Genomic DNA, 24,424 nt, shown 5'->3' with positions numbered 1-24,424 from the left:
GTCAGTCGGCCGCAGTACCGGTCAGCCGCGCCTCGCAGATGGCCGCGTCATCGTCGTCCCGGGGGTAGGTCAGCGCCGCGAAGCGCCCCTCGGGGTCGAGCGTGGTGAGCAGCGACCTCGCGATGCCGTCGAGCTGGGCGACCTGCTCGTCGGTCAGCGCGTCGATCACGAAGCGACGGGCGGTGCGGACGTGGTCGGGCGCTGCCTCCACGATCGTCGCGTACCCGGCGTCCGTGAGCCGCACGTCGGTCGCGCGGCGGTCGTCGGCGGACGGGCAGCGCGCCACCAGCCCGCGCTTCTCGAGCCGGGACACCACGTGCGACAGCCGCGGGAGCGACGCGTTCGTCGCCGATGCGAGGGCGGACATCCGCAAGGTGCGTCCCTCGGTCTCGGACAGCATGGCGATGACCATGTAGTCGAAGTGGGTCAGGTCGGCGTCCCGCTGGAGCTGCTGGTCGAGCGCTGCCGGCAGGAGTTCCATCACCGCGACGAGCTTCATCCAGGCACGCAGCTGCTCGCGCGTCAGCCAGGGGGTCTCGTCGGTCATGCTCCCATCCTACGAAATGGTTGTCGTTTCAACCACCCTGGAGTTCCGTCGCGCTGTCAGCCACCCCACGACCAGCACGGCGACGACCACGAGGAGCAGCGCACCCTCGACGACGAGCAACCGCGTGGTGTAGTCGAACGGCACCACCGTGGGGTTCTTCGCACCGTGGTGCTTCGCGGCGATCTCCGGCAGGACGACCAGCGCCAGCACGCTCCCGAGCACGACGGCCGCCTGCACCACGACGAGGACCCACAGACGGAGCGCACGGCCGGCCCGGCGGAGTCCGAGACCGACGAGGACCACGAACGGCGACAGGATCGCGTCGTGCAGGATCACCGCGCCGAGGAGCCAGGTCGCGAGGCCCCCGATGCGGTTCGGACGGACGGTGGTGACCATGACGTACGCGCCGAACGCGATCACGAGGACCCCGACGACGACGAGCACGATCCGCGCGGCCCTCACGAGAGCACCTCGATCTTCGCGATCCACTTCGTCTGCAGCACGCCGGGCCGCCCGGGCGCGATGATCCGCGCGGGGAACCCGTGGTCGAGGTCGAGCGTCGCACCGTTCAGCTCGAGCGCCACGAGGGTCGTCGGGTCGGACGCGTACTCCGGCCCCATGTCCATGATCCGGTAGCCGCCGTGGCGCTCCAGGCTGGTCACCCGCACGTGCGAGGACGGGTCGGCCTGCACCGCTCGGAGCAGGTCACGCATCCGGACTCCCTTCCAGGTCGCCATCTGACTCCATCCCTCGACGCACGAGATCGGCAACGCCGCCTCGGTGGTCCCGAGCGCGACGAGCTCGGCGCGGGAGAACATCCTCGTCACCGCGGGACCGGCCACCGTGAGCGACCAGTCCGCTGCGGTCGCGGTCGCCAGGACACCAGCTGCCCGCGCGGTCCGGTTCACCGGGAGCCCGTTGGGACCGATGTGCCGCTTGCGGGGCGCGAAGACGTTGAACGGCTCGGCGAGCTTCGAGGACTGGCCGGCGGTGAGCACCACGACGCCGGCGGTCGCGGCCGCGATGCCCGTGAAGAAGCCGCGACGTGCGATCCGCTCACGTCGACCGGCGGTCGGTTCCGGACGGGAGGCTCGGTTCGGCTCCGCCCCGTCGGCCCACCGCATCACGCGGCCGGTGATCCCCCGCGGGTACGCCGCGGTGGCGTCGTACGCCGGCAGCTCGCTGCCGACGTTGTCGTCGTGCACGAAGCGGCCGTCCGCGTCGTAGGAGTCCCGCTTCCGCCAGTAGCGGCTGATCACCCGGAGCTTCGCGCCGATGTGGATCACGAGCGACCCGATGATGACGTACGCCAGCGCGTAGTGCACCTGCCGGAACGGGAACGGCCACGGGTACCACTGGAACGTGTTCACGAGCCCGGTCGCGACCTGGACGATCGACGCCGCGACGAACACCGCGATCGACGCGCGCTCGAGGAAGTGCAGGACGTTCCGCACCGGCGGGTCCTGGGCCAACGCGGGCATCACGGTGTTGAGCTTCGCGACGAGCAGGGGGATGATCGCGATCCCCGCCGTGATGTGGAGCCCCTGCGTGAACTGGTAGAGCTGCACGGGCCTGGTCGGGAAGCGCATCCCGGGCAGCGGGTCCTGCAGCAGGTGGCTGTAGACGCCGGTCCCGAAGCAGATCAGGAACGCGATGCCGAGCAGCCGTCCGATGACGACCGCCGATCGGGCGTTCCGGTTCGGGGAGGCCATCGCGGACCGGGCATCGTGGAGGCCCTGCCGGACGAACGTCGGTAGCCTCGACGGACCATGCGTCTGCGTCCCGGCACCCTGCTCCCGACCGTGCTCGCCGTCCTCGGTGTGCTGGCCCTGGCGGGCGTCATCGCCTTCGGGGTCACGCATCTGGGGTTCCTCCGGTCCGGTCATCGACAACCATTCGTTGCGTGGACCCTGATCGCTTGGGCGGTGTTCGTCGTCGCGGTCGTCGGGCTCCGGTTCGTCCCGGCTCGTCTGGTCACCATCATCGTCCTCGGCGGCGCCGTGGTCGTGGGGCTCGCCGCCATGATCGGTCAGCCGAACACCAGCACCGACTCTGCTCGCTACGCCTGGGACGGCATCGTCCAGCACGCCGGGGTCTCGCCGTACGCGCACACGCCGCAGTCGACCGCGCTGTCCGGCCTCCGTCCGGAGTGGTTGTTCCCGGACAAGGTGAACGGCACGTGCGAGCCGCTCCAGCCGCGGTACCGCGGGCTCGGGGACGGGGCAGCCGGCCACTGCACGGCGATCAACCGCCCCGACGTGCCGACGATCTACCCGCCGATGGCCGAGCTGTGGTTCGCGCTCGTGCGCTTCGCCGTGCCGGCCACCGTGCAGTACTGGCCGTTCCAGCTCGCCGGGCTGCTCGTCTCGCTCGGCGTCACCGTCGGACTCCTCGTCGTCCTGCGCCGCGTCGGCCGTCCGGCCTGGTGGGCGGCGCTCTGGGCGTGGTGCCCGCTCGTGGCGTCCGAGGCCGTCACGAACTCCCACGTCGACGTCGTCGGCGCGGCCCTCGCGACCGCCGGCGCCGTGCTGGTCGCGTTCGGCCGGCCGATCTGGGGCGGGGTCATGCTCGGCGCCGCGACGTGCACGAAGCTCATCCCGGCGATCGTCTACCCGGCGCTGCTCGGCCGGTGGCGGAACTGGTGGGCGGTGCCCGTCGGCATCGCCGTGTTCGGGTTGCTCTACGTCCCCTACGTCGCGTCGACCGGAGCGAAGGTGCTCGGGTACCTGCCCGGCTACCTGACCGAGGAAGGGTACGAGGACGGCTCCCGCTTCGCCCTCGTGTCGCTCGTCGCGAAGGGCGACCTCGGCACGGTGATCGTCGCGCTCGTCGTCCTCGTCGCGGCGGTGCTCGCGTGGCGGCTCTCGGACCCGAGCCGACCATGGTCAGGCGAGGTCCTGATGATCGGCGTGACCTTCCTCGCGGTGACGCCGCGCTACCCCTGGTACGCGCTGCTCCTGGTCCCGTTCGTGGTGCTCTCGGGCCGGTGGGAGTGGATGTCCATCGCGCTCGCGATCGCCCTGCGTGGTGTGTGGCCGTCGGTGGACGCGTACCGCTGGTGGCTCGGCGCAGCGATCCTGGTCATCGTGGTGGTGACGCTCATCCGGACGGACCGGTCGGACTGGATCCGCTGGCGCGACCGGCTCATCCCGGGGCGCGACCGGCGCCTGCTCCCGGTGCGCGACCGACGACCCGCCGTATCATCGCTGTCATGACGGCTCGCATGCTCCCGTCGACGGGACTGCTCCGTCGCGTCCGGCAGCCGTCCGCGCAGCTCCCCGACCGGCCGGACGACCACGGCCTGCTCGACCGGTTCGGCCGACGGGCGGTCGACCTCCGTGTGTCCCTCACCGAGCGGTGCAACCTCCGGTGCACGTACTGCATGCCGGAGCAGGGGCTCCCGGTCATCCCGAACGAATCGCTGATGACCGCCGCGGAGATCGAACGGCTCGTCCGTCTGGGCGCAGCGCACCTCGGTATCCGCAAGGTCCGCTTCACGGGCGGCGAACCGCTGCTCCGCCGTGACCTGGCGGACGTGATCGCCCGGACCGCTGCGCTCGGGGTGGAGGTCTCGCTGACGACCAACGCGATCGGGCTCGCCGCACGCGCCGCCGATCTGCGGGCCGCCGGCCTCGACCGGATCAACGTCTCGCTGGACACCGTCGACCCCGACGTGTTCGCGGAGGTCACCCGTCGGCCGTTCCTCGACCGTGTCCTCGACGGGATCGCCGCCGCGGACGACGCCGGACTCGGCGTGAAGATCAACGCCGTCCTGCTCCGCGGGGTGAACGACCACCTCGCACCCGACCTGCTCGCCTGGTGCCTGGACCGCGGCCACGAGCTCCGCTTCATCGAGCAGATGCCGCTCGACCCCGGACACGCCTGGGACGGCGACGACATGGTCACCGCTGCCGAGACCCGTGCGCTGCTCGGCGACCGCTTCGTGCTGACGCCGCACGACGCCCCGCGGGACGGTGCCCCCGCCGAACGGTTCCGCGTCGCCGCACGGTCCACGGGCGACGAACTCGGCACCGTCGGCGTCATCGCGAGCGTCACCGAGTCGTTCTGCGCCGACTGCACCCGCACCCGCCTGACCGCCGAGGGCCACGTCCGCAGCTGCCTGTTCTCCGACGACGAGTCAGACCTCCTCGGCCCGATGCGCGCTGGCGCGTCGGACGCCGACGTGCTCGACCTGTGGCGGCGTGCGATGTGGGCGAAGCCGCGGGACCACGGGGACGACGCCGACGGCATGGTGCACCCGTCCCGTGGCATGAGCGCGATCGGCGGCTGAGGTGACGACGATCCGGTTCTTCGCCGCGGCGCGCGCTGCCGTCGGCCTCGACGAGACCACGACGGACGCCCACACGCTCGACGACGCCCTGCGCGCCGTGCAGGCCGACGACCCCGAGCGCTGGACGGCCCTGCAGGAGCGGTGCTCGTACCTGGTCGACGGCGTGAGCACGCGCGACCGGTCGACCCCGTTCATGGGTGTCGCACTGGTCGACGTGATGCCACCCTTCGCCGGCGGCTGACCCGCACGGTCCGACCCATGACGTTCGCAATGGTCGGTCGAATGGCGCGTGGTGGGTCGGAACTTCCGACCGCCTACGCGCGATTCGACTTGCTACGCGCGGAACGGGGTTCGTACACGTCCACTTCGCCGACCGGCACCGCGGTCCGGACGTCGTCGCCGACCGCGAGCCCGAGCCTGCTGGCGGCCGCCACGGTCACGTCCGCGACCAGCTCCTGCGCACGGATACGCACGAGTCCGTCCCGCGGTTCCAGCGCGGTGACGGTCCGCAGCAGCCCGGTGCCGTCCCGGCCGACGACCGCGGACGTCGGGTGGTAGGCCGCCAGACACCGGCGGCCTGGAGGCTCGACCCGCGTCCGTCCCGTCAGCTCGCCGCCGCCGTCGAGCGCGATCCCACCAGCGGTGGCGGTCCCGGCGAGCAGCACCAGTCCGGAGAACGCGGCGCCGAAGTCGCTCGTCGGACGCCCGAGGACCTCGGCGGTCGTGCCGGACTCGACGACCCGACCGTGGTCGACGACGAGCACCCGGGTCGCGAGCGTGACGACCTCGATGGGGTCGTGCGTGACGAGCAGGCTCGGGCGCCCGGCGATCGCGGTCGCGAGGGCCGCACGCACGCTGCCCCGTGCCCCGACGTCGAGCGCGGAGGTGGGCTCGTCGAGCAGGAGCACGGCGGGGTCTGCGGCGAGCGCGCGGGCGATCGCGACGCGCTGCGCCTGCCCGCCGGACAGGGTCGCGGGATCGCGGTCGGCCAACCCGACCGCGTCGACGAGAGCCAGGGCCCTGTCGGCGGCGACCCGTGCCTCCCGTCCGCGCCGACCGGTGGACCGCGGACCGTAGCCGACGTTGCCCGCCACCGACAGGTTCGGGAACAGGTCGGAGCGCTGCGCGACCAGACCGACCCGGCGTCGGTGCGGTGGCACGGGTCGACGGCCACCGTCGACCGTGCTGCCGTCGATGTCGATCGATCCGGCGTCGAGTGCGAGCAGGCCGGCGACGGCCTCGACGATCGACGACTTGCCGGCGCCGTTCGGCCCGATGACAGCGACGCACTCGTCCGGCCCCACCTCGACGACCACGTCGACGTCGCGGTCGTTCAGGACCACGTGCGCGCGGAGCCCGCTCACGACCAGGCCGCCCGGGCTCCGGTGCGGATCGAGGTCAGCCCGATCACGACGACGGCGACCACGACGAGCACGAGTGCCAGCGCGACGGCCGTGTCCGGGTCGACCTCCCGCTGCAGGTAGATCTCCAGCGGCAGGGTGCGGGTGACGCCCTCCAGGCTGCCGGCGAAGGTCAGCGTCGCACCGAACTCACCGAGGGCCCTGGCGAAGCAGAGCACCAGGCCGGACGCGATGCCGGGCAGGGCACGCGGGATCGTCACGGTGAACAGCACCCGCGTCGGACCGGCACCGAGCGTGGACGCGATGCGCTCGAGCCGGTCGCCGCCGATCCGGAGCGAGGCCTCGATCGCCGACACGAGGAACGGCATCGCGACGAAGGTCTGTGCCATCACGACCGCCGCCGTGGTGAACGCGATGCGGACGCCGTGGTCGGCGAGGAAGCCACCGACGGGCCCGATCCGGCCGAACGCCGCCAGGAGGGCGAGTCCGCCGACGACGGGGGGCAGGACGAGGGGCAGGAGCACGACGGCGCGCGCGACACCGACCCAGCGGGAGCGGACGCGGGAGAAGACGACGGCGAGCGGGAGCCCGAGGACGAACGCGATGCCGGTCGCGGCCGCGGCCGTGCCGAGGCTCAACCCCAGTGCGGTGAGGGACGACGGTGCGGTGACGAGCGCGACGAAGGACGTCCAGTCCACCCGGCCGACCATCGCGAGCACCGGGACGACGACGAACAGTCCCCCGAGGACGGCCGGGACCGGCAACCACCACGGTGCCGCCGTGCCCGACCTGCTCGTCACGGTGCGCCGAAGCCCGCCGTCGTGAGCACCTTCTCGCCCTCGGCCGAGCGGACGTACGCGCTGAACGACTTCGCGAGCGCGGCGTTCGACGAGCCCCGCACGACGCCGATCGGGTACGTGTTCACGGCGCGCTTCGACGCGTCGAAGGACACTCCGTCCACCTTGTCACCCGCGCCCTCGACGTCCGTGACGTAGACGAGCCCGGCGTCGGCCTGTCCCGACTCGACCTTGCCGAGCACGTCCGTGACGGACTGTTCCTCGCTGACCGGGTGCAGGGTGACCCCGGCAGCCCGCTCGACCTGCTCGGTCGCCGCGCCGCACGGCACCGGCGCCGCGCACGTGACGACCTGCAGACCGGAGGCGGTGAGGTCGTCGAGGCTCGTGATCTTCTTCGGGTTCCCCGGGGCGACGGCGATCTCCAGCACGTTGGTGGCGAACGCCGGGGTGCTGCCGCTGATCAGGTCGGCCTTGGTGAGCTTTTTCATGTTCGCCTCGTCGGCGCTCGCGAACACGTCGGCCGGCGCACCGTTCTGGATCTGCGTGACGAGGTCGCTCGAGCCGGCGAACGAGAACTTCACCGTCGTCCCGGGGTGCGCCTCCTCGTAGTCCGATCCCAGCTCGGTGAACGTCTTCTGCAGCGAAGCGGCAGCGAACACCGTGATCGTGCCGGTCGGGACGGCGCTCGCACTGCTGCTGTCCTTCGCGGTGCCGGTGGCTGCGTCGGTGCCGGCGCTGCCCGTGCTGCACCCGGCCAGGGCGACGGCGACGACAGCGGCCGTGACGGCGGCGGCGATGGTCTTGGTGCGCATTCGGTCTCCCGCCTCAGTGACCGCATCCGCGGATCGACTGAGCCAGTGTATCCGCAGATGCGTTCACACCGTGGGGAGGCCCTCGCGGACCCACGCCTGCATGCCACCGTCGAGGATCGTCGTCGGCCGATCGGCGGTCGCCGCCCAGGCGACCGCTCGTGGGCCCCGAGCGCACACGACGACCACCGGGCCGCCGTCGTCCTGCAGGTCCTCCGGCGGGACCGCCCCGGTGATGACGCCACCGGCGCGCTCGGCAGGGGTCCGGACGTCGACGACCACCACGGGATCGGCGCCGTCCGCGATGCGTGCGGCGAGGGCCGACGGCGAGATGCGGTTCCCGGATGCGGCCTCGGGGGCGTCCGGTCGTCGCGACCCAGGGCCTCGCCGGAGCGGGCTCTCGGTCCACCGCCACCGACGGGCGTCGACGCTCAGCACCCGACCGAGCAGCGGTTCCCCGAGCCCGGCGACGAGCGCGGTCACCTGCGCGGCCATCACCGAGCCCACCGCACCGCAGAGCGCCGGCAGGACCCCGTCGAGTGCGCACGAGCCCTCGTCCGGTCGCACCTCCGGATGCAGGTCGTGGAAGTCCACCACGCGGTCGTCGAACACGGAGACCTGGCCGTCGTAGCCGAGCACCGTCCCCCACACGAACGGGACGCCGTGCCGTGCGCACGCGTCCGAGACCGCACGCGTGACGACGACCGAGTCCGCGGCGTCGACCACGACGTCGTGCCCGGCGACGAGGTCCGCGTGGAAGGACCCGACGACCGCGTCGACCCGGCACTCGGGGTCGACCGCGCGGACACGAGCAGCTGCGACCTCGGCCTTCGGCACCCCGATGTCCGCGGTGCCGAAGAGCGTCTGCCTGGCGAGGTTCGACGCGTCAACGACGTCGGGATCGACGATCGTCAGCCGGGCGATGCCGCTCCCCGCCAGGTACGCCACGACCGGGGCACCGAGTCCACCGGCACCGACGACGAGCACACGGGCGGACGCCAGCCGTTCGAGGACGGGATCACCGCCGGCGTCGAGCGCTGCAGTACGGGACCCGAGGCGACGGCGGCCGGGGGTCAGGTGCTCGTGCTGGTCAGTCGTCGGCATCCGGTGTCTCCACGGTGACCATCGTCGCCTTCACCGATGCGACGGCGACCGACCCGATCTCGAGCCCCAGGTCGCGGACGGCCTCTGCGCTCATCAGCGAGACGACCCGGTGCGGACCGCACTGTAGCTCGACCTGGGCCATGACGGTGTCGACGACGAGGTCCGTCACGATGCCGACGAAGCGGTTGCGCGCCGAGCTCCGCACCGGTGCAGCTGGATCGGGCAGCGCCGCCCCGTGGGCCTTGGCGTGCGTGGCGAGCTCGCGCCCGTCGACCACCGCGCGACCGGCGTCGTCGGCGAGTCGTGAGAAGGTCCCGTTGTCGACGAGCCGCCGGACCGTGTCGTCGCTCACACCGAGGTACCGGGCGGCGTCCTTGATGCGCAAGCGACTCATGCCCAGACCCTAACCCGTCCCCACGACCCGTCGGTTCCTGTGAGGGCTCCGAATCCGAATGTGACATTCACAGCCAGGCACGCCGATTCCCCAGGGGCCCGCCCAGGGGCCGTCGCTACCGTCGAGCGCGTGAGTTCCCCCCGCACCGGCAGCATCCGGGTGCCCCGTCCGATCGACGCACCCGTGGTCCGTTCGCGGCTGCGCGGCGCCGCCGGAGCGCTCGGCCTGTCGGTCGTCCGGACGCCGGAGCTGTCCGTCGGTGCCATCGGTGCGCTCGTCTCGGCGGCCTTCGCCTGGGTGCCGTCGCTCTGGTACGACGAAGCCGCGACCGTCACCAGTGCCCAGCGCTCCTGGCCGCAGCTCTGGGCCGAACTGCACTCCGTGGACGCCGTGCACGGGCTCTACTACGCGCTCATGCACGTGTGGTTCTGGCTCGTCGGGTACACGCCGTTCACCCTCCGCTTCCCGAGCGCCCTCGCCATCGGTGTCGCCGCCGGACTCGTCGTCGCCCTCGGCCGCCGGCTCGGTGGCAGACGACTCGGGATCGTCGCGGGCCTGGTGTTCATCGCACTCCCCCGCGTGCAGTGGGCCGGCAGCGAAGGCCGACCCTACGCGACCGTCACCGCGCTCTCGGTCTGTCTGACACTCGTCGGGCTCACGGCGGTGCGACGGACCCGGGCGAACGGACGGCACCCCGTCCAGTGGTGGATCGCGTACGGCGCGCTCGCCGTCGTCGCCGTGACGCTCAACGTCTACCTCGCGCTCGCGGTCGTCGCGCACGCGGTCGTCCTGCTCTGGACCCTCGTGGCCCGCAGGTCCGCCGTCCGTCGATCTGCGCTCTCGGACCGCGGTGGCACGGTGGCCGCACCGCTGGTCACACGGCGCGCACTCGTCCGCTGGGTGATCGCCGGGGTGACCGCAGCCGTCGTGGTGTCGCCCGTCGTGATCGAGGTCGCGTCGCAGTCGAAGCAGGTCTCCTGGATCGCCGGCATCACCTCGCGGACCGACGCCCAGGTCTTCGCCACCGCGTGGTTCGGTGGCGACGACGTCTACGCGACGGTCGCCTGGGCGCTGATGGCCGTCGGCGTCGTCACCGCGCTGGTGCGGGCACGCCGGACCGCTCCTGCCGTCCGTGACCTGTTCCGCGCACAGACCGTGCGGGTCGCACTCCCCCTGGCGCTCGTCCCGACCATCGTGCTCGTGGGCGCGACCGCGCTCGGTGAGCACCTGTACTCCCCGAAGTACGCGAGCCTGAGCCTGCCGTTCGTCGCCGTGCTGATCGCCCTGGCGCTGACCGCGATCCGCCCGCGGGTGTGGCTCGCAGGGGCGGTCGCAGCACTCCTCGTCCTGTCGATCCCGACCGCGTACGACGTCAAGACACCGACGTCCAAGCAGGACTCGACGTGGGCGAAGGCCGCGTCGATCATCGCCGCGACCCGGGACGCTCGACCCGACGCGGACGAGGGCGTGGTCTTCGGGAGCGTCTACGGCCACCCGGGGACCACGGCCGACATCATCCGGGTGTCGTACCCGTGGGCGTTCACCGGCATGACCGACCTCGGCGTCCGGAAGAACGGCGCGGAGTCCGGCGTCCTCTGGAACCAGAACGGGGACCTCGCCACGACGATCCCGGCGCGGCTCGACGACATCGACACCGTGTGGTTCGTCGGCGGTACGTCACGGAACACCGAGCCGGAGGCCGCTTCCGTCCTCGCCGAGCACGGGTTCGCCGCCCGCGAGCACTGGAAGACGGGCAACGTGATCATGACCGAGTACGTCCGCGCCTCCTGACACGAGCCCCGCCGGTTGCCCGGTGTGGGATGCTGCCGGGATGCGCCACGACGTCCGACCGATCGAACTGGCCGACGCCGACCGGCTCGCCGAGCTCCTCGTCGAGAACCGCGCGTACCTCGCCCCGTGGGACCCGGTGCGCCCTGACACGTTCTTCACCGCCGACGGGCAGCGCGCCGAGATCCTCGCGTGCGTCCGACGCCGCGAGCGGGGGCAGATGCTGCCGCTGGTGATCACCACCGACGGCGTGGTCGTGGGGCGCCTGAACATCAACTCGATCGTCCTCGGCGCGTTCATGTCGGGGACGCTCGGGTACTGGGTCGCCGAGGCGTCCGCCGGACACGGGGCCGCCACCGCCGCCGTGGGGCTCGCGGTCCGCCGTGCCTTCGACCAGCTCGGGCTGCACCGGGTCGAGGCGGGGACGCTGCCGCACAACGCACGGTCGCAGCGGGTCCTCGAGAAGAACGGCTTCGAGCGGTACGGCTACGCGCCGCGGTACCTCAGGATCGCCGGCGAGTGGCAGGACCACGTCCTGTTCCAGCGTCTGTCCGACTGACGGCCCGCCCGTCGGTCCCGGTCCTGGTCCTGGGCCTTGGCTCAGTGCACGACGCGTGCGCCGTGCACCGGGCCGGTGGCGCGGACCGCGATCATGCCGATGGCGCTCAGGGCGACCTGGACCTCGAGCGCGGTGTCGGTGTCCGCGACGAGGAACGCCACCGTCGGTCCGCTGCCGGAGACGATCCCGGCGAGCGCTCCCGACTTCTCCCCGAGCTCCAGGGTCTTCGCGAGCGCGGGCTGCAATCGCATCGCCGGTGCCTGCAGGTCGTTGTGCAGGCAGTCCGCGAGCAGGTCGGGGTCCCCCGCGCGCAGCGCCTGCAGCACGTTCGCCTCGACCACGGGGTTCGACGGGGCCGGCGCGATGTCGGCGCGGTAGCGCTCGCGGTGCTCGTCGAGCGCACGGTACACGGCCGGCGTGGAGAGCCCGTCGTCGCTCAGCCCGAGGACCCAGTGGAACTCGCCCTTCGCCAGCGCCGGGCTGAGCTCGTCCCCGCGGCCGGTCCCCACGGCGGTCCCGCCGACGAATGCGAACGGCACGTCGGCCCCCAGCTCGGCGGCGAGGCGCAGGAGTTCGTCACGCCCGAGCGCGGTGCCCCAGAGCGTGTCGACGGCGAGGAGCGTCGCGGCAGCGTCCGCCGACCCGCCGCCCATCCCGCCCGCGACCGGGACCTGCTTGTCGATCGTCAGCCGGACGCCGCCCTGGTACCCCGCCGACTCGGCCACGAGCCGGGCAGCACGGATCGCGAGGTTCGTGTCGTCCACGGGCACCGCCGACGTGTCGATGGGTCCGGTGAACCGCACCGAGAAGTCATCGGCGGGCTCGGCGACGACGTCCTCGAACAGCGACACCGCCTGGTAGGCCGTCGCGACGTCGTGGTAGCCGTCGTCCTGCAGGGCGCCGACGGACAGGAAGACGTTGATCTTGCCGGGAGCGCGCGTCCGCACGCGGGTCGGTGCGGCCAGCGAGGTCATACGACCAACCTATCCCGCGCGCGCTGCGCTGAAACCCCGCTCCAGGTCGGCCAGGATGTCGTCCGGGTGCTCCAGGCCGATCGACAGCCGGATCAGCCCGTCGCCGACCCCCGCTGCCGCCCGCTGCTCGGTCGTCATCTGCACGTGGGTCGTCGACGCGGGGTGCACGACGAGCGACCGGACGTCGCCGATGTTCGACACGTGGTCGAACAGCTCGAGGGCACCGACGAAGCGCCGACCAGCCTCGACTCCACCGGCGAGGTCGAACGCCATCACCGCCGACGGCCCTGCCGGGACGTAGCGCTGCTGCAGGTGGTGCCACGGCGAGTCGGGCAGCCCGGCGTAGTGCACGCGGTCCACCTGGTCGTGTGCGTCCAGCCACGTCGCCACCGTCGCCGCGTTCGACACGTGCCGGTCCATCCGGAGCGACAGGGTCTGGATGCCCTGCAGCACGAGGAACGCGTTGAACGGGGCGATCGCGGGACCGAGGTCGGCGGCGACCTTCGTCCTGGTCCGCATGATGAACGCACGGTTCCCGAACCGCTCGGCGAAGTTGGTGCCCGCGAAGCCGGAGTCGAGCGTCGTCAGCTGCGGGTACTTCTCGGCGTGCGCCGCCCAGTCGAACGTGCCGCCGTCGACCAGCAGCCCGGCGATCGCACTGCCGTGTCCGGCGAGGTACTTCGTCGCCGAGTGGACGACGATGTCCGCGCCGTGCTCGAACGGCCGGACGAGGTAGGGCGTGGCGATCGTGTTGTCGACGATGAGCGGGACACCGGCGTCGTGCGCGACACCGGCCACGCCCGCGAAGTCGAGGACGTCGCCGCGCGGGTTCGGGATCGACTCGCCGAAGAACGCGCGGGTCTCCGGACGGACGGCCGCCGCCCACTCGTCGAGGTCGGTCGGGTCCTGCACGAAGGTGAACTCGATGCCGAGGTCACGGAGCGTCGAGGCGAACAGCGTGTACGTGGCGCCGTACAGCGACGCACTCGAGACCACGTGCGCGCCAGCCCTGGCGACCCCGAGGATCGCGAGGGTGGTCGCCGCCTGACCCGAGGCGGTCGCCAGGGCACCGACACCGCCCTCGAGATCCGCGATCCGTCGTTCGAGCGCTGCCGCGGACGGGTTGTTGACGCGCGAGTAGGTGTGGCCGGGGACGTCGAGCATGAAACGCCCCGCCGCCTCCTCCGACGACGGGTACACGAACGCGGCGCTCTGCGCGATCGGCGGCACGTTCCCGCCGAACCCGGGATCGGCCTTGAAGCCGGCGCGGATCTGCCGGGTCTCGAACGCCCAGTCCTCTTCCGTCGTCCCCATCAGGCAGGAACCGACGCGCGGACCAGTGGGATGACCTGCTCGCCGAAGCGCTCCATCTCCTCGAGCTGCGGCGAGAACTGCAGCAGCAGCGTGTCGACGCCGGCCTCCTCGTACTCGCGGATGCGTGCCGCCACCTGCGCAGGGGTCCCGACGAACTGCGGCCGCAGGCCACGGTTCGACACCGAGTAGTCCTCGAGCGACGGCACGTGCTCGAGCTGCGACTTCGAGATGAAGTCCTGGTACGACTCGTAGGCCCCGCCGTGCTGCACGTCGGTGATCCGCGCGAGCTCGGCCTGCGCCTCCTCCTCGGTCTCGCGGACGATCGCGTACGCAGCCATGCCGAACGCCTCGAAGGGCGGCAGCCCGGCGTCCTCGCGACGACGACGCATCTCCGCGATCTTCGTCCGGAGCTCCTCGACGGTGCCACCGTGCGTCACGTAGGCGTCGGCGTAGTGCGTGATGCTCGCCTTGCCCGCCTCGCTCTCGCCGCCCGCGTAGATGCGCGGGGTGATGCGCGGCTTCGGTTCCAGGTGGGCGTTCTCGATGTCGTAGTACTCCCCGTGGAACGAGTACGGGGTCTCACGCCACAGGCCCTTCATGATCTCGACGAACTCCGCCGTGCGCTTGTAGCGGTCGTCGTGCTCCGAGAAGATGCCGCCGTACTGGCGCGCCTCCTCTGCCCACCAGGCGCTCACCACGTTGAACGTGAAGCGCCCGCCGGAGATGTCGTCGATCGTCGCCGCCTGCTTCGCCGTGACGGCCGGCAGGTGGTACCCGGGCCGCATCGCCGCCATGATCTCCAGGCGCTCGGTCGTCGCCGCGATGGCCGCGGCGAGCGCCCATGCCTCGAGTGAGGGTGCCGCGACGCCCTTGATGTCGTTGAGGTTCAGCTCCGGCACCAGGGTCAGGTCGAAGCCGATGCGCTCGGCGCGCTGCGCCAACCGCTTCACGTAGTCGAAGGTGACCGGCATCTGCTCGTCGTCGACGTTGCGCAGCCAGCCGCCGAAGAGCGGGGTCCAGTATCCGAATCGCACGGTGGTGGGTTCCTCAGGTGGTGAGCGGAGACGGACGGGAGGCTCGGTGCCGGTGGCGAGCCGAGCCTCCCGTCCGGTGGGTGGTCAGGTCAGGCGCGCGCCGGTGCGGTCGCGTACTCCGCGTCCAGCAGGCCGCCGAGGTAGCGGGCGATGGAGCGCGGGCCGGAGGCCGGCGCGGTCTCCTCGACGGCGGGGTTGTAGTTCGTGTTCGTGTTGATGTCGTAGACGACCGTGCGGCCGTCCGTCGTCTCCATGAACTCGACGCCCGCGATCTGGATTCGCTGGTCGGCGAGGAACGTCCGGAGCTGCTGGACGAGCGGGTGCTGCGCTGTGACCTCGGTGCGGACGGAGAACGCGCTCTGCTGACCGGTACCGGGGACCTCGCAGACCGCGCCGGCGATGACCTGGGGCACCTCGCACGCGTCCGCCGGGCAGAGCTCGAAGCTGCCGGCGCTCGTGTCGACCCGGACGGCGTAGACGAACTCGCCGCCGACGAACTCCACGCGGGTGATGAAGGGCTCGCGGGCCGTCAGGTACTCCTGCAGCAGGGTGATGCCGTCGACGGGCTCCTCGAACTCGGGGCTGTCGACGTAGGCGTCGAACTCCGCGAGCGAGTCGAAGCGACGGACGCCGAGGCCCTTGCCGCCCTGGTTGTGCTTCGTGATGAAGGGGACGTCCTGGCCGTCCGTGAAGGTGCGGGCGGCGTCCTTCAGCGGTGCCGTGCCGAACACCGCGGTCGTGCGGGGCACGTCGAACCCGGCCTGCTGGAGCAGCCCGTGCTGTGCGACCTTGGACACCTCGAGCTCGAGCACGTGACTGCCGCCGACCACCTGCCGCCCGGCGCGCTCCAGGTGCCCGAGGAGTGCGCGGGTGTACTCCTTCGCGTGCTCGTGGCCGCGGGTGTGGGAGCTGGCCGACATCCGGGACCAGTACACGCCCGGTTCCGGCTCGGAGGCCAGGTCGACCTGCCCCTCGGTGAGGAGGATCTCCTGGACCGGCACGCCCTCGGCCTCGAAGGCAGCGGCGAGCGGCGGGAACCACTCAGGGTTCTCGTGGATGACGTACACGCGCGGAGTGCTCACGAACCCACCCTAGGCACGGCCCCGGAGGGGGTGCCAGGTGTGTGACGCGGTGTTGCTCGCCGCAGGGACGGCTAGCGGCTGAACACCTGCTGGCCGACCACACCGAGGAGTTCGAGCTTCTGGGCGTCCTCGCTGCCGGCTGGTGCCGTGAAGAGCAGCAGCGCCTGGGTCTGGCTCGTGGTGTGCAGCACCTGGCAGTCGACGGTGATCCGACCGAGTTCGGGGTGCACGAAGGTCTTGTGGTCCTCCCACCGGGTCCCGACCTCGTGCAGCGACCAGAGCGCTCGGAATGCCTCGCTGTTCGCTTCGAGGTCCGCGACGAGCTCCGTGGCGCGGCGGTCGCCCGTACCTGCGGCGCCGACGGCCGAACGGAGCGCCGCGACCTGGGCCCGCGCGAGGCGGTCGTGCTGCTCGGGGGCGTACTTCGCCGGTTCGCTCTCGGTCATGAACCAGCGCCACGGCTGGTAGCGCTCGTTGCCGGCGAGCCCGAGCCCGCTGCCGAGGAGCGCCACCGCGAGACGGTTCTCGACCAGGGTCTCGCCGAGGTCGCTGACCACGATCGCCGGGGTGTCATCCAGCCGGTCGAGCACGCGGAGGATCGCCGGGTCGACGTGGTCGGCGCGGTGCACCCGCGCGGGAGCGTTGTGCCCGGCGAGACGGAACAGGTGGTCGCGCTCGTCGAGGCTGCAACGCAGGGCCCTGGCGATCGCCTGCACCATCTGCTCGGAGGGCTGCGGGCCGCGCTGCTGTTCGAGGCGCGTGTAGTAGTCGGTGGACATCCCGGCGAGTGCGGCGACCTCTTCGCGGCGGAGCCCCGGCGTTCGGCGCCTGGCACCGGCGCCGAGGCCGACGTCCTCCGGGCGCAGGAGTTCGCGGCGACGGCGGAGGAAGTCGGCGAGCGCTGGGCGGTCCATGGTGCCCAGTCTGCTGCCCGCCGGGCGACGGTTGCCAGGGATCGGCGGTCCCCCGATGACCGGACTCTGGTCGAGGTTCGCTGGCGGCCCGATCGTGGACGGCATGGACATCACGAACGCCACCGTCTTCATCCCCGGCGCGACCTCGGGCATCGGCCTCGGTCTCGCCCTCCGCCTGCAGGAAGCCGGCAGCACCGTCGTCATCGGCGGACGTCGCCGTGCCCTCCTCGACGCGCTCGCCGCCGAGCACGGCTTCGGCACCGTCGAGCTCGACGTCACCGACCCGGCGTCGATCAACGCCGCGGCGGCCACCGTGACCGCCTCGTACCCGTCGCTCGACACGATCATCACCATGTCGGGCATCATGCGCGCCGAGGACCTCCGCTCGGCAGCGCACCAGGACGACGCGGTCGCGACGATCGAGACGAACCTGCTCGGCACCATCCGGCTGATCGACGCGTTCCTGCCGCACCTGCTCGCGCAGCCGGCGTCGACGATCATCACGGTGTCGTCCGGCCTCGCGTTCACCCCGCTCGCTGCGACCCCGACCTACAGCGCGACGAAGGCCGCGGTGCACTCGTACACACTGTCGCTCCGACAGCAGCTCATCGACTCCCCGGTGTCGGTGCTCGAACTCGCGCCGCCGGCCGTCGCGACCGACCTGATGGGCGAAGGGGTGGACTTCGGCGGGATGCCGCTCGACGCGTTCCTGACCGAGGTCGTCTCGCTGCTCGAGTCCGGCGCGGCACCGGAGATCCTCGTCGAGAACGTGTTGCCGCTCCGGTGGTCCGAGCGTGACGGGACCCAGCAGCAGCTCATCGAGGTGCTGGCGTCCAGCCGGCACTGACCGACCCGCGCCGGCCGGCGGTCGCTCACCGGCTGGCAGGGGCCGGTGGGGACCCGGCAGGATGGTCGTCTGGGCTACGACGAGGTCTTCCCCACGCCGGCCGCCTTCCGGGCCCTCGGGCGTCACGGTGACGCTCGACGAGGTCCTGTCCGTCCGGATGACCCAGTTCTGGTACCGCAGACGGATCGACCCACGATCGATCACGGCAGCGCAGGCGGTGCAGCTCCGGGCGTCCGCCGGAGGCGGGTGGGGGTGTCAGACTCGTCCCCGGACGCGGCACCATGGTCATGCTGACCAACGGACCAGGGGTGCAGGTGTCCGTCCGCGGGATGCGCGATCTCTCATTCCCGTGCAGCGACCCCGACCGGCTCCTCGCGGCGCTGGCGGATCAGGACGCGAGGACCACCGGTACCGACGAGCGAACGGAGCACCGATGAACGCACGCATGCAGGAGATCCAGCGGATCGTCGCCGAGGCGGGTGTCGAGACGACGGCACGGGAACTCCCCGACTCGACCCACACCGCCGCGCAGGCCGCGGCGGCGCTCGGGACCGTACCGGGAGCCATCGCCTCCAGCCTGCTGTTCCTGGCCGACGGCGATCCGCTCCTGGTGATGACGTCGGGTTCCCATCGCGTGGACACGGAACTGGTCGCCGACGCGCTGGGCGTCGCAGTGCTCTCCATGGCGACCGCGAAGCAGGTGCGTTCGATCACCGGGCAGCCGATCGGCGGGGTCTCACCCGTCGGTCACCCCGCACCGATCAGGACCGTCGTCGATGTGGCACTCGCCGAGCACGACCCGGTGTGGTCCGCAGCCGGCACGGCGAACTCGGTGATGCCGCTCTCCTTCCAGCAACTCGTCGCGCTGACGGGCGGGGAGGTCGTCCGCGTCGCCACGGACTGAGTCCACGGCGCGCCAGGCCGTCAGCGGTACCGAGCCGCCCACGCCGCGGACGTCCTGGGGTCCGAGCGCGACAACGCCTCGTCCTCGGGCAGCAGGAAGCGGAGCACCCAGAAGGGTGTCGCGGGCGCGACTCCCACGCGCCCGTCCACCGCACCCGGTGCACCCCGCCGGAAGACGAGTGCTCCGGTCATGCCGGCGTCGGCGAGGGTCCCGATGAACTCCTGCCGGAGTCGGTACAGCACATCGATCGTCTCCGATGCGTCGACCGACGGGAACGCCAGGATGAGGGCGTACTCCCGCGGGTCCGTCTCGGTCAGACGACTCGATGCGATCGCCTCGGCGAAGGCGCGGCGCGCTGCTTCCTCGTCCGCGTCGAGGCACTCGTCAAACCGGATCGCGTCGTTCCGGAGTGCCGGTCGGATGAACCGACAGAAGACTCCGATGTGCCCCTCGTCGTCGCGTCGGCGACCGATGACGTCCCGGATGAACCCGAGGATCTCGCGCGCGGGATCGCCGAGGTCGTCACGGAGGACGACGGGGCCGTCGGTCGGTCGCGCGGTCACGGTGTCAACTCCGGGATCCGTGTGGACGGCCGGTCGGCCCGGACGAGGTCCGCGGCGACGTCCATGGGTACGAAGCCGACCGTCAGCGCGGCAGCCCAGGCGTCGAAGCCGCGCTCGACCGTCTCGGCGACCGCTGCTGCACCGCGGAGGTACACCAGCGGGACCCGTCGGGCGAGCCCGGGACCGATCGCGTCGAGCGTCGGCCCGTGCTCGCTCCTGATGCGATCCAGTGCGGCGTCGGCTGCTGCGGCACCCGACGACCGGCGCAGCAGTCCCACGACGCCGTGGAGGGCACGCCGCACCCGTTCACGCGAGGCCTCGACGGCCGCGGCACGGTCGGCGGGGGCGTGCCCGCGCTCCGCGATCACCGCCCAGCCCTCGCGAGCGGCCGCGTCACGGAAGAGCATGCCGTACCGGTGGAGCGGGCCGCCACGGGCGAGAGAGAAGTGGGTGAGGTGTCCCGGCGCCCCCTCGTGGCGGAGCCGGTGTGCGCGCATCGCCGGATCGCGGTGCGACGACCGTGCCATGAACACGCAGCCACCGCCGTCGTACGGGAGCGCGAGGGCAGGGGACCCGATCGCGCGCTCGACGTGCGCGTCGATCGCACGGACCTCCACGGGTCCGTGGGCCCGTGCGAGGCCATCCAGCTCGGGCAGCGCGTCGTCTGCGTCGTCCTCGAGGACCGCGAACGCACGTTCGAGCTCACGACGGCACCAGCCGAGCACCCTCGTGTCCCGGTCCCGGTCGTCGGGCGCATCCGCGGGCGTCGGGCCGGCGCGACCGGTGCGCCCCGTGCGCCCGGTTCCACCCGCGGAGTCGTCGCGCGGGGCCGGGCCGCTCCCGCGCGGGGCAGCGATCGTGGCGAGCCGTCCGATGTCGTCGGCGATCGCGGGGCGTGCGCGTGCGCAGTCCTCGACGAGCCGTCGGAGGGCATCCACCTCGGCCGCAGGACCACCCACGTGCACACCAGCCGCACGCGCCTCGAGCAGCGCGACCTCGTCGGACACCGCCGACCGGTCCAGCACACCGGGCAGCACAGCCCGGATCAGCACCGACCGGGCGTCGCGGATCCAGGAGCCACCGGATGCCACCCGTTCCCTGGCCGCCAGCACCGACTGGCGGGCGAGCGCCCGCACCGCAGCGGCCGGGTCGTCCCCGGTGCACGGGGTGATCGATGCTGCTGCGGCGTCGAGCGCCTCGACGAGCGCGGAGTCGTCCAGGAACGAACCGGAACGGTCCGCCCACGGGGCGACGCCCCAGAACCGCGCCTCGGCCGCCGTCGCGGCGTCGACCAGGCGACCTGCCTCGAGGTAGGCGAGGTGGTCGGCAGCCGGAAGCGTGATCACGACACAGTCACGTTGTACAGGCACTGGTGCGAGCCGTCGGTCGGCAGGCCGAGCCCTTCGAGCATCGGCACGTCGAGCACGGCTGGCGAGATCTGCATCTCCTTCGAGCGCGCGGTGGCCTGCCAGATCACCTCGGACGCGACCCTGGCCGCGTCCATCCAGAGCAGGCTCATCGCCCGCTCGTGCCGGTAGCGCCACTGCTGCCGCCCGAAGTCCGCGACCACGGTGAACGTGAAGGCGCCGCGCAGCGGTCCGCTCTGTCCGATCATCGACCGCGCCATCGCTGCCCGGCGATCGCCGCCTGCGACGAGCGCCAACCCGAGGTCCGGCAGCGTGACGCGGTAGGTGCCGTCCGGGACGTCGTCGACCGCGTAGCAGGTCACGTAGAAGTCGAACGCGGTCGCGAAGCTCGTCAGGGGCTTCGCCCGACGCTCGGATTCCGGTCGTGCCCGCTCGGCGGCGACCCGTGCCAGGGCTCCCCCGAGGATGCCCCGGAGCTCGGCTGCCGAAACCCGTCGCGCGGGCGGGTTGGGCACGGAGTGGCGGCGGCGGAGCATCGCGCCGACCGAGACGTCCGGCTCGGCGTCGGCTGCGGGCAGGGTGTGGGTGACCGTGTCGACGGGCTCGAGCGGCATCGGAGCCACCTCGGCGTACTGCTCGATCTCGGCCGCCTGGGCTTCACGGAAGTCCGACTGTCGGTCCACGAACCGGACGCGCCTGCTCGCGAGGAACGACGGTGCACTCCAGCGCCACCCGCGCTCGTTCCACCGTCGCCACGTCGCCCGCGTGTCGTCCGGCACGGATTCCTCCGCCGCAGTGACGGCGTCGCTGAGTTCGGCGACCTGACCGAGCACCGCCGCGACGGCGGCGTCTCGGCCGATCCGCCACGCGCGACCGGAGAGGTCACCACGCACGACGACGCCGTCCGCGGAGCTCGGGTCGATCACGACGGACTCGGCGAAGTGCGATGCCGCGGCCGGGACGGGTGTCACGGGGGTGGGCGTCGTGCTGGAGATCGTCATCGTGCTGCTCCCTGCATACCGACCGCGTACACCACGGCCTCCTGGAGCGGGTTCGTCATCCCGGCTGCCCGCTCGACCTGGTCGTGTTCGATGCCGTGGTGCCCGAAGACCTCGAGGCCCGCGGCCCGGCCGAGGAGTTCGACGGTGGACGCGAGGTGCGCGGCGTCCATGAAGATGGTCCGCAGGGTCCGCGGTTCGCGGTACCGGTACATGTTGCGTGCGGGGACGACGCTCAGGAGGAACACCGCGCCGGGCTCGGCGAGCCGGAGCTTCGCACCGGGGAACCAGTCGTCGACGTCTGCTGGGAGGTCCGTGCCGACCAGTTCGAGGCGGTCCTCGCCGATGACGTGATGGTACAAGCCCGGCTGCATGCCGTCGACGTCGACGACCCAGACGTACCCCTCGATCGGATGCCGTCCACCGCCGGACGGGCTGGTCCGCCTGAGGGTCCCGGCAGCGAGCGGATGACGGTTCTCACGGACGCCGAGCACGCCGAACGCCGCTGCGGCGATCCGTTCGACGGCGTTCCGGTCCAGGACCGACGGCGTCACGTGGCCGCGCAGCGCATCGGTCAGTGGCGCGGTGAAGGTCGCCAACGCGTCCTCGACCGTCGGCACCGGACCAGACGGCCCACCGCGCCCCGGCTCGTAGCGCCGCGTGTCCGGCTCCTCCTCGTAGTAGCGCGACATGAGCCCGACGTCCGACGACCGACCGTCGACCTGGTAGTCCTCGTAGGGGTAGTCGAACGTCGCGAGATGGTGTTCCCACGCCGCCGACCACCCGTGCGCCGTCCAGCGCGCCGCCTCAGCCGAACGCTCGTCGGTCGGCACGATCCATCCGCGCTCCCGGTACACGGCACTCGCCCCCGTCGCCTGCTCCGGTTCGAGCCCGAACGACTCGTTCAGGTAGGACGCCGCTCCCGCGACCGTCGTGGGCTGCGCGTAGGCCATGAGCGTCGCCGCGGCGACCGCGTCGACCCGCGCTGAGGTCTTCGACCGGAGTTCGTGCACCCGCCACCGGTCACCGTCCGGGGTGAGCCGCACCCCGTCCGCCACGATCAGCTCGTCTTCTTGTGTCGCGTCCATCCCGCCCCGCTCTTCGTCTCGTGTTGCCCCAGGACGGCCGGGTGGCCACCACGATCGTCGTGGCGGCCACCGGCCTGTTGCTGTCAGTCGATCGTCGGCTGGTTCCACTGCATGAGGGCAGCGGGCGATTCCTCGATCTCCTCGATACCGAATTCGATCGCAGCGTTCTTGTTGTCGCTCATCTTCATTCCCTTCGATCTGACGGAACATCTTTCCGACATCAGATGATCACCACATTAGAATGCCGAAGTCAAGACACCGGATTGTCGATACGACGCAACAGCAATTCATTCAGGACGGCGCGCACGAGCCAGTACCCGAGGAATCCCAAGAACGCCGCGGACGGCCCCCAGACAATGGCACACAAAGCGGCGAGGGGAATCTCGACCACCCACACCGAGACGACGTTCGACACTAGATCCCGCCCGGTGGCGCCACGGTACCTGAGCACCGACGCCGAGCCGACCGACCGTGCCATCGGGACGGCACTGACGGCCACGATGACGATCGCCCACCAGTACGTGTGGAGTGCGGGACCGTCCAGGCCGACCACCATGCCGACGGGTGCGCCGACCACGAGCAGCGCCGCACCGGTCAGGACACCGGCCACGCCGAAGTAGCGGAGGACGAATCGCTCGCCGGGGACGTCCGGCGAGCCCCGTGCGCCGTGGTTCCGTCCGAGCAGCACCGTCGCCGCCGCACCGAAGCCGCCGAGCATGACGAACGCGAACAGGGACAGCTGGTACGCCAACCGGCCTCCGGCGAGGTCGGCTCCACCGAAGCGACTGACGATGCCGAAGAAGACAGCGGTGCCGGCGTAGTCGAGCACCGCGGACGTCATCGCCGGCCAGCTGATCGACAGGAGCCCCGACCACCCGACTGCTTCCGCCGACCCCGTCACCGCAGGCGGGTGTTCGCGCACTTGGCGACGGACCGCCACCCACGAGGCCGTCACGGAGAGGACGTACCCGACGACCGTGGCCACAGCGGCTCCGACCGGCCCGAACCCGGGCCAGGCACCGATGCCGAAGACGAAGGGGATGTCGAGCACGAGGTTCGCGCTCACCGCGAGGAGCCCGAACCGCAGCACGAGGTCCGAACGGCGGGCCGCCGCGAGGTACGCGGTCGCCACGGTCCCGACGGACTGCAGCAGGACGGTCACCGCGGTCACCCGGATGAAGGTCGCTGCCGTCGCGATCACCGCGAGGTCCGAGCCGACGACGGCGACCGCGAGCGGGTGCGCGAAGACGAGGAGCAGCGCTGCGGTGACCGCGCCCAGGACGGTCTGGAGCGACAGCGCGGCGGAGACGACCCGCACCCCGGCCGCCGCGTCCTGCGCCCCGAGCGCTCGGGGAAGGAGCACCCGCGCGCCGACCGACGCCGCCATGACGATGTTCGACGCGATCTCGAAGACGATCACACCACCGGCGACCCCGGCCATGGCGGTCACTCCGAGCCGGCCGACCACGGCGACGTCGAACAGTCCGACGAGCGCGGCCACGAGCGAGCCGATCATCATCGGGAACCCGAGCACGCGCATGGAGCGCGCATCAATGCGCTCGCCGGTCGCCACCGCCATCGTCATCTCCCCCGAGAGATCCATCCACCTACGGAACAGGAATTGCGGGGGCGGCGATGGCCACCCCCGCAACGTGTCATTCCTGCACCAGGGTCTGCGGTGCCTGGTTC

The 24,424-nt window shown here is 71.8% G+C and carries 25 protein-coding genes; 7 read left to right on the top strand and 18 right to left on the bottom strand.

From position 1 onward, the window contains the following. Window position 1: 1 nt before the first annotated feature. From ACEN9V_RS16420 to ACEN9V_RS16410, 3 genes are read right to left on the bottom strand one after another with little or no spacing between them, the layout of a single operon-like run. Window positions 2-547, bottom strand: a complete 546-nt coding sequence (locus ACEN9V_RS16420; RefSeq protein WP_413601209.1) for a MarR family winged helix-turn-helix transcriptional regulator — start codon at window positions 545-547, stop codon at window positions 2-4. A gap of 9 nt (window positions 548-556) precedes the next feature. Then, window positions 557-1,009 carry a hypothetical protein gene (locus ACEN9V_RS16415; protein ID WP_413601208.1) on the bottom strand — a complete coding sequence of 151 codons (453 nt, stop codon included), beginning with the start codon at window positions 1,007-1,009 and terminating at the stop codon, window positions 557-559. Continuing rightward, window positions 1,006-2,259, bottom strand: a complete 1,254-nt coding sequence (locus ACEN9V_RS16410) for a molybdopterin-dependent oxidoreductase (protein WP_413601207.1) — start codon at window positions 2,257-2,259, stop codon at window positions 1,006-1,008. Before ACEN9V_RS16410 ends, ACEN9V_RS16415 begins: the two co-directional genes overlap by 4 nt. A 57-nt stretch (window positions 2,260-2,316) precedes the next feature. Here ACEN9V_RS16410 and ACEN9V_RS16405 point away from each other — a divergent pair, with 57 nt between their 5' ends. The 3 genes from ACEN9V_RS16405 to ACEN9V_RS16395 are packed head-to-tail and all read left to right on the top strand — an operon-like array spanning window position 2,317 to window position 5,079. Further along, on the top strand, window positions 2,317-3,762 hold the full coding sequence (locus tag ACEN9V_RS16405; RefSeq protein WP_413601206.1) for a glycosyltransferase 87 family protein: 1,446 nt from the start codon (window positions 2,317-2,319) through the stop codon (window positions 3,760-3,762). Next, window positions 3,759-4,838, top strand: a complete 1,080-nt coding sequence (moaA, locus tag ACEN9V_RS16400; protein ID WP_413601205.1) for a GTP 3',8-cyclase MoaA — start codon at window positions 3,759-3,761, stop codon at window positions 4,836-4,838. The genes ACEN9V_RS16405 and moaA overlap by 4 nt, the downstream gene beginning before the upstream one ends. Window position 4,839: 1 nt before the next feature. After that, window positions 4,840-5,079, top strand: coding sequence for a MoaD/ThiS family protein (locus ACEN9V_RS16395; RefSeq protein ID WP_413601204.1), 240 nt, complete (start codon window positions 4,840-4,842; stop codon window positions 5,077-5,079). Between the two features lie 73 nt (window positions 5,080-5,152). Here the strand turns inward: ACEN9V_RS16395 and ACEN9V_RS16390 are convergent, their stop codons facing one another. The 5 genes from ACEN9V_RS16390 to ACEN9V_RS16370 all read right to left on the bottom strand — a co-directional run bounded on the left by ACEN9V_RS16390 (window position 5,153) and on the right by ACEN9V_RS16370 (window position 9,303). Next, a complete protein-coding gene (locus tag ACEN9V_RS16390; protein ID WP_413601203.1) occupies window positions 5,153-6,202 on the bottom strand; it encodes an ABC transporter ATP-binding protein in 1,050 nt (349 codons plus the stop codon). Then, on the bottom strand, window positions 6,199-6,999 hold the full coding sequence (locus ACEN9V_RS16385; protein WP_413601202.1) for an ABC transporter permease: 801 nt from the start codon (window positions 6,997-6,999) through the stop codon (window positions 6,199-6,201). The genes ACEN9V_RS16390 and ACEN9V_RS16385 overlap by 4 nt, the downstream gene beginning before the upstream one ends. Next, window positions 6,996-7,808, bottom strand: coding sequence for a molybdate ABC transporter substrate-binding protein (gene modA, locus ACEN9V_RS16380; protein WP_413601201.1), 813 nt, complete (start codon window positions 7,806-7,808; stop codon window positions 6,996-6,998). Before modA ends, ACEN9V_RS16385 begins: the two co-directional genes overlap by 4 nt. Before the next feature lie 63 nt (window positions 7,809-7,871). Beyond that, window positions 7,872-8,909, bottom strand: a complete 1,038-nt coding sequence (locus ACEN9V_RS16375) for a ThiF family adenylyltransferase (RefSeq protein ID WP_413601200.1) — start codon at window positions 8,907-8,909, stop codon at window positions 7,872-7,874. After that, window positions 8,896-9,303: a TOBE domain-containing protein gene (locus ACEN9V_RS16370; protein WP_413601199.1), complete on the bottom strand. Its 408-nt coding sequence runs from the start codon at window positions 9,301-9,303 to the stop codon at window positions 8,896-8,898. The genes ACEN9V_RS16375 and ACEN9V_RS16370 overlap by 14 nt, the downstream gene beginning before the upstream one ends. Before the next feature lie 129 nt (window positions 9,304-9,432). Between ACEN9V_RS16370 and ACEN9V_RS16365 the strand changes: the two genes are divergently transcribed. Together ACEN9V_RS16365 and ACEN9V_RS16360 are read left to right on the top strand one after the other, a co-directional pair. After that, window positions 9,433-11,094: a glycosyltransferase family 39 protein gene (locus ACEN9V_RS16365; protein ID WP_413601198.1), complete on the top strand. Its 1,662-nt coding sequence runs from the start codon at window positions 9,433-9,435 to the stop codon at window positions 11,092-11,094. Window positions 11,095-11,134: 40 nt separating this feature from the next. Continuing rightward, window positions 11,135-11,650 carry a GNAT family N-acetyltransferase gene (locus ACEN9V_RS16360; protein ID WP_413601197.1) on the top strand — a complete coding sequence of 172 codons (516 nt, stop codon included), beginning with the start codon at window positions 11,135-11,137 and terminating at the stop codon, window positions 11,648-11,650. A 41-nt stretch (window positions 11,651-11,691) separates the two neighbouring features. Here ACEN9V_RS16360 and ACEN9V_RS16355 read toward each other — a convergent pair whose 3' ends face one another. From ACEN9V_RS16355 to ACEN9V_RS16335, 5 genes are all read right to left on the bottom strand, one after another. After that, on the bottom strand, window positions 11,692-12,624 hold the full coding sequence (locus tag ACEN9V_RS16355) for a 4-(cytidine 5'-diphospho)-2-C-methyl-D-erythritol kinase (protein ID WP_281265541.1): 933 nt from the start codon (window positions 12,622-12,624) through the stop codon (window positions 11,692-11,694). Window positions 12,625-12,633: 9 nt separating this feature from the next. Then, on the bottom strand, window positions 12,634-13,938 hold the full coding sequence (locus tag ACEN9V_RS16350; protein ID WP_413601196.1) for an O-acetylhomoserine aminocarboxypropyltransferase/cysteine synthase family protein: 1,305 nt from the start codon (window positions 13,936-13,938) through the stop codon (window positions 12,634-12,636). After that, complete coding sequence (locus ACEN9V_RS16345; protein WP_413601195.1) at window positions 13,938-14,972, bottom strand: LLM class flavin-dependent oxidoreductase; 1,035 nt, start codon at window positions 14,970-14,972, stop codon at window positions 13,938-13,940. The genes ACEN9V_RS16350 and ACEN9V_RS16345 overlap by 1 nt, the downstream gene beginning before the upstream one ends. Window positions 14,973-15,061: 89 nt before the next feature. Further along, entirely contained in the window at window positions 15,062-16,054 is a 993-nt protein-coding gene (locus ACEN9V_RS16340) for an ATP-grasp domain-containing protein (RefSeq protein ID WP_413601194.1), read from the bottom strand. Window positions 16,055-16,125: 71 nt separating this feature from the next. Then, entirely contained in the window at window positions 16,126-16,968 is an 843-nt protein-coding gene (locus ACEN9V_RS16335) for a helix-turn-helix transcriptional regulator (protein WP_413601193.1), read from the bottom strand. 103 nt (window positions 16,969-17,071) lie between these two features. Between ACEN9V_RS16335 and ACEN9V_RS16330 the strand changes: the two genes are divergently transcribed. Both ACEN9V_RS16330 and ACEN9V_RS16325 read left to right on the top strand, forming a co-directional pair. Then, window positions 17,072-17,815 carry an SDR family oxidoreductase gene (locus ACEN9V_RS16330; RefSeq protein WP_413601192.1) on the top strand — a complete coding sequence of 248 codons (744 nt, stop codon included), beginning with the start codon at window positions 17,072-17,074 and terminating at the stop codon, window positions 17,813-17,815. A 433-nt stretch (window positions 17,816-18,248) separates the two neighbouring features. Further along, on the top strand, window positions 18,249-18,719 hold the full coding sequence (locus ACEN9V_RS16325) for a YbaK/EbsC family protein (protein WP_413601191.1): 471 nt from the start codon (window positions 18,249-18,251) through the stop codon (window positions 18,717-18,719). 20 nt (window positions 18,720-18,739) lie between these two features. Here ACEN9V_RS16325 and ACEN9V_RS16320 read toward each other — a convergent pair whose 3' ends face one another. The 5 genes from ACEN9V_RS16320 to ACEN9V_RS16300 all read right to left on the bottom strand — a co-directional run bounded on the left by ACEN9V_RS16320 (window position 18,740) and on the right by ACEN9V_RS16300 (window position 24,338). Beyond that, the gene (locus tag ACEN9V_RS16320) at window positions 18,740-19,282 is read right to left on the bottom strand and encodes a hypothetical protein (protein ID WP_413601190.1); all 543 of its coding nucleotides are present in this window, start codon (window positions 19,280-19,282) and stop codon (window positions 18,740-18,742) included. Further along, the gene (locus ACEN9V_RS16315; RefSeq protein ID WP_413601189.1) at window positions 19,279-20,628 is read right to left on the bottom strand and encodes a hypothetical protein; all 1,350 of its coding nucleotides are present in this window, start codon (window positions 20,626-20,628) and stop codon (window positions 19,279-19,281) included. The genes ACEN9V_RS16320 and ACEN9V_RS16315 overlap by 4 nt, the downstream gene beginning before the upstream one ends. Then, window positions 20,625-21,650 carry a hypothetical protein gene (locus tag ACEN9V_RS16310; RefSeq protein ID WP_413601188.1) on the bottom strand — a complete coding sequence of 342 codons (1,026 nt, stop codon included), beginning with the start codon at window positions 21,648-21,650 and terminating at the stop codon, window positions 20,625-20,627. Before ACEN9V_RS16310 ends, ACEN9V_RS16315 begins: the two co-directional genes overlap by 4 nt. Beyond that, window positions 21,647-22,735 carry a nitroreductase family protein gene (locus ACEN9V_RS16305; RefSeq protein WP_413601187.1) on the bottom strand — a complete coding sequence of 363 codons (1,089 nt, stop codon included), beginning with the start codon at window positions 22,733-22,735 and terminating at the stop codon, window positions 21,647-21,649. Before ACEN9V_RS16305 ends, ACEN9V_RS16310 begins: the two co-directional genes overlap by 4 nt. A gap of 250 nt (window positions 22,736-22,985) precedes the next feature. Continuing rightward, window positions 22,986-24,338 carry an MATE family efflux transporter gene (locus ACEN9V_RS16300; protein ID WP_413601186.1) on the bottom strand — a complete coding sequence of 451 codons (1,353 nt, stop codon included), beginning with the start codon at window positions 24,336-24,338 and terminating at the stop codon, window positions 22,986-22,988. Between the last annotated feature and the right edge of the window lie 86 nt (window positions 24,339-24,424).

It is taken from the genome of Curtobacterium sp. Curtsp57, assembly GCF_047324335.1.
Lineage (GTDB): Bacteria > Actinomycetota > Actinomycetes > Actinomycetales > Microbacteriaceae > Curtobacterium.
The sequence above is the reverse complement of the archived record's forward strand: the minus strand, read 5'-3'. Positions and strand labels throughout refer to the sequence as shown.

Bases quoted from the DNA above. Each gene is read 5' to 3' on its own strand.
- ACEN9V_RS16420 (WP_413601209.1), bottom strand. From the start codon at position 547: ATGACCGACGAGACCCCCTGGCTGACGCGCGAGCAGCTGCGTGCCTGG.
- ACEN9V_RS16375 (WP_413601200.1), bottom strand. From the start codon at position 8,909: ATGCCGACGACTGACCAGCACGAGCACCTGACCCCCGGCCGCCGTCGC.
- ACEN9V_RS16410 (WP_413601207.1), bottom strand. From the start codon at position 2,259: ATGGCCTCCCCGAACCGGAACGCCCGATCGGCGGTCGTCATCGGACGG.
- ACEN9V_RS16355 (WP_281265541.1), bottom strand. From the start codon at position 12,624: ATGACCTCGCTGGCCGCACCGACCCGCGTGCGGACGCGCGCTCCCGGC.
- ACEN9V_RS16405 (WP_413601206.1), top strand. From the start codon at position 2,317: ATGCGTCTGCGTCCCGGCACCCTGCTCCCGACCGTGCTCGCCGTCCTC.
- ACEN9V_RS16360 (WP_413601197.1), top strand. From the start codon at position 11,135: ATGCGCCACGACGTCCGACCGATCGAACTGGCCGACGCCGACCGGCTC.
- ACEN9V_RS16325 (WP_413601191.1), top strand. From the start codon at position 18,249: ATGAACGCACGCATGCAGGAGATCCAGCGGATCGTCGCCGAGGCGGGT.
- ACEN9V_RS16305 (WP_413601187.1), bottom strand. From the start codon at position 22,735: ATGGACGCGACACAAGAAGACGAGCTGATCGTGGCGGACGGGGTGCGG.
- modA (WP_413601201.1), bottom strand. From the start codon at position 7,808: ATGCGCACCAAGACCATCGCCGCCGCCGTCACGGCCGCTGTCGTCGCC.
- ACEN9V_RS16300 (WP_413601186.1), bottom strand. From the start codon at position 24,338: ATGGATCTCTCGGGGGAGATGACGATGGCGGTGGCGACCGGCGAGCGC.
- ACEN9V_RS16310 (WP_413601188.1), bottom strand. From the start codon at position 21,650: ATGACGATCTCCAGCACGACGCCCACCCCCGTGACACCCGTCCCGGCC.
- ACEN9V_RS16330 (WP_413601192.1), top strand. From the start codon at position 17,072: ATGGACATCACGAACGCCACCGTCTTCATCCCCGGCGCGACCTCGGGC.
- ACEN9V_RS16335 (WP_413601193.1), bottom strand. From the start codon at position 16,968: ATGGACCGCCCAGCGCTCGCCGACTTCCTCCGCCGTCGCCGCGAACTC.
- ACEN9V_RS16350 (WP_413601196.1), bottom strand. From the start codon at position 13,938: ATGGGGACGACGGAAGAGGACTGGGCGTTCGAGACCCGGCAGATCCGC.
- moaA (WP_413601205.1), top strand. From the start codon at position 3,759: ATGACGGCTCGCATGCTCCCGTCGACGGGACTGCTCCGTCGCGTCCGG.
- ACEN9V_RS16370 (WP_413601199.1), bottom strand. From the start codon at position 9,303: ATGAGTCGCTTGCGCATCAAGGACGCCGCCCGGTACCTCGGTGTGAGC.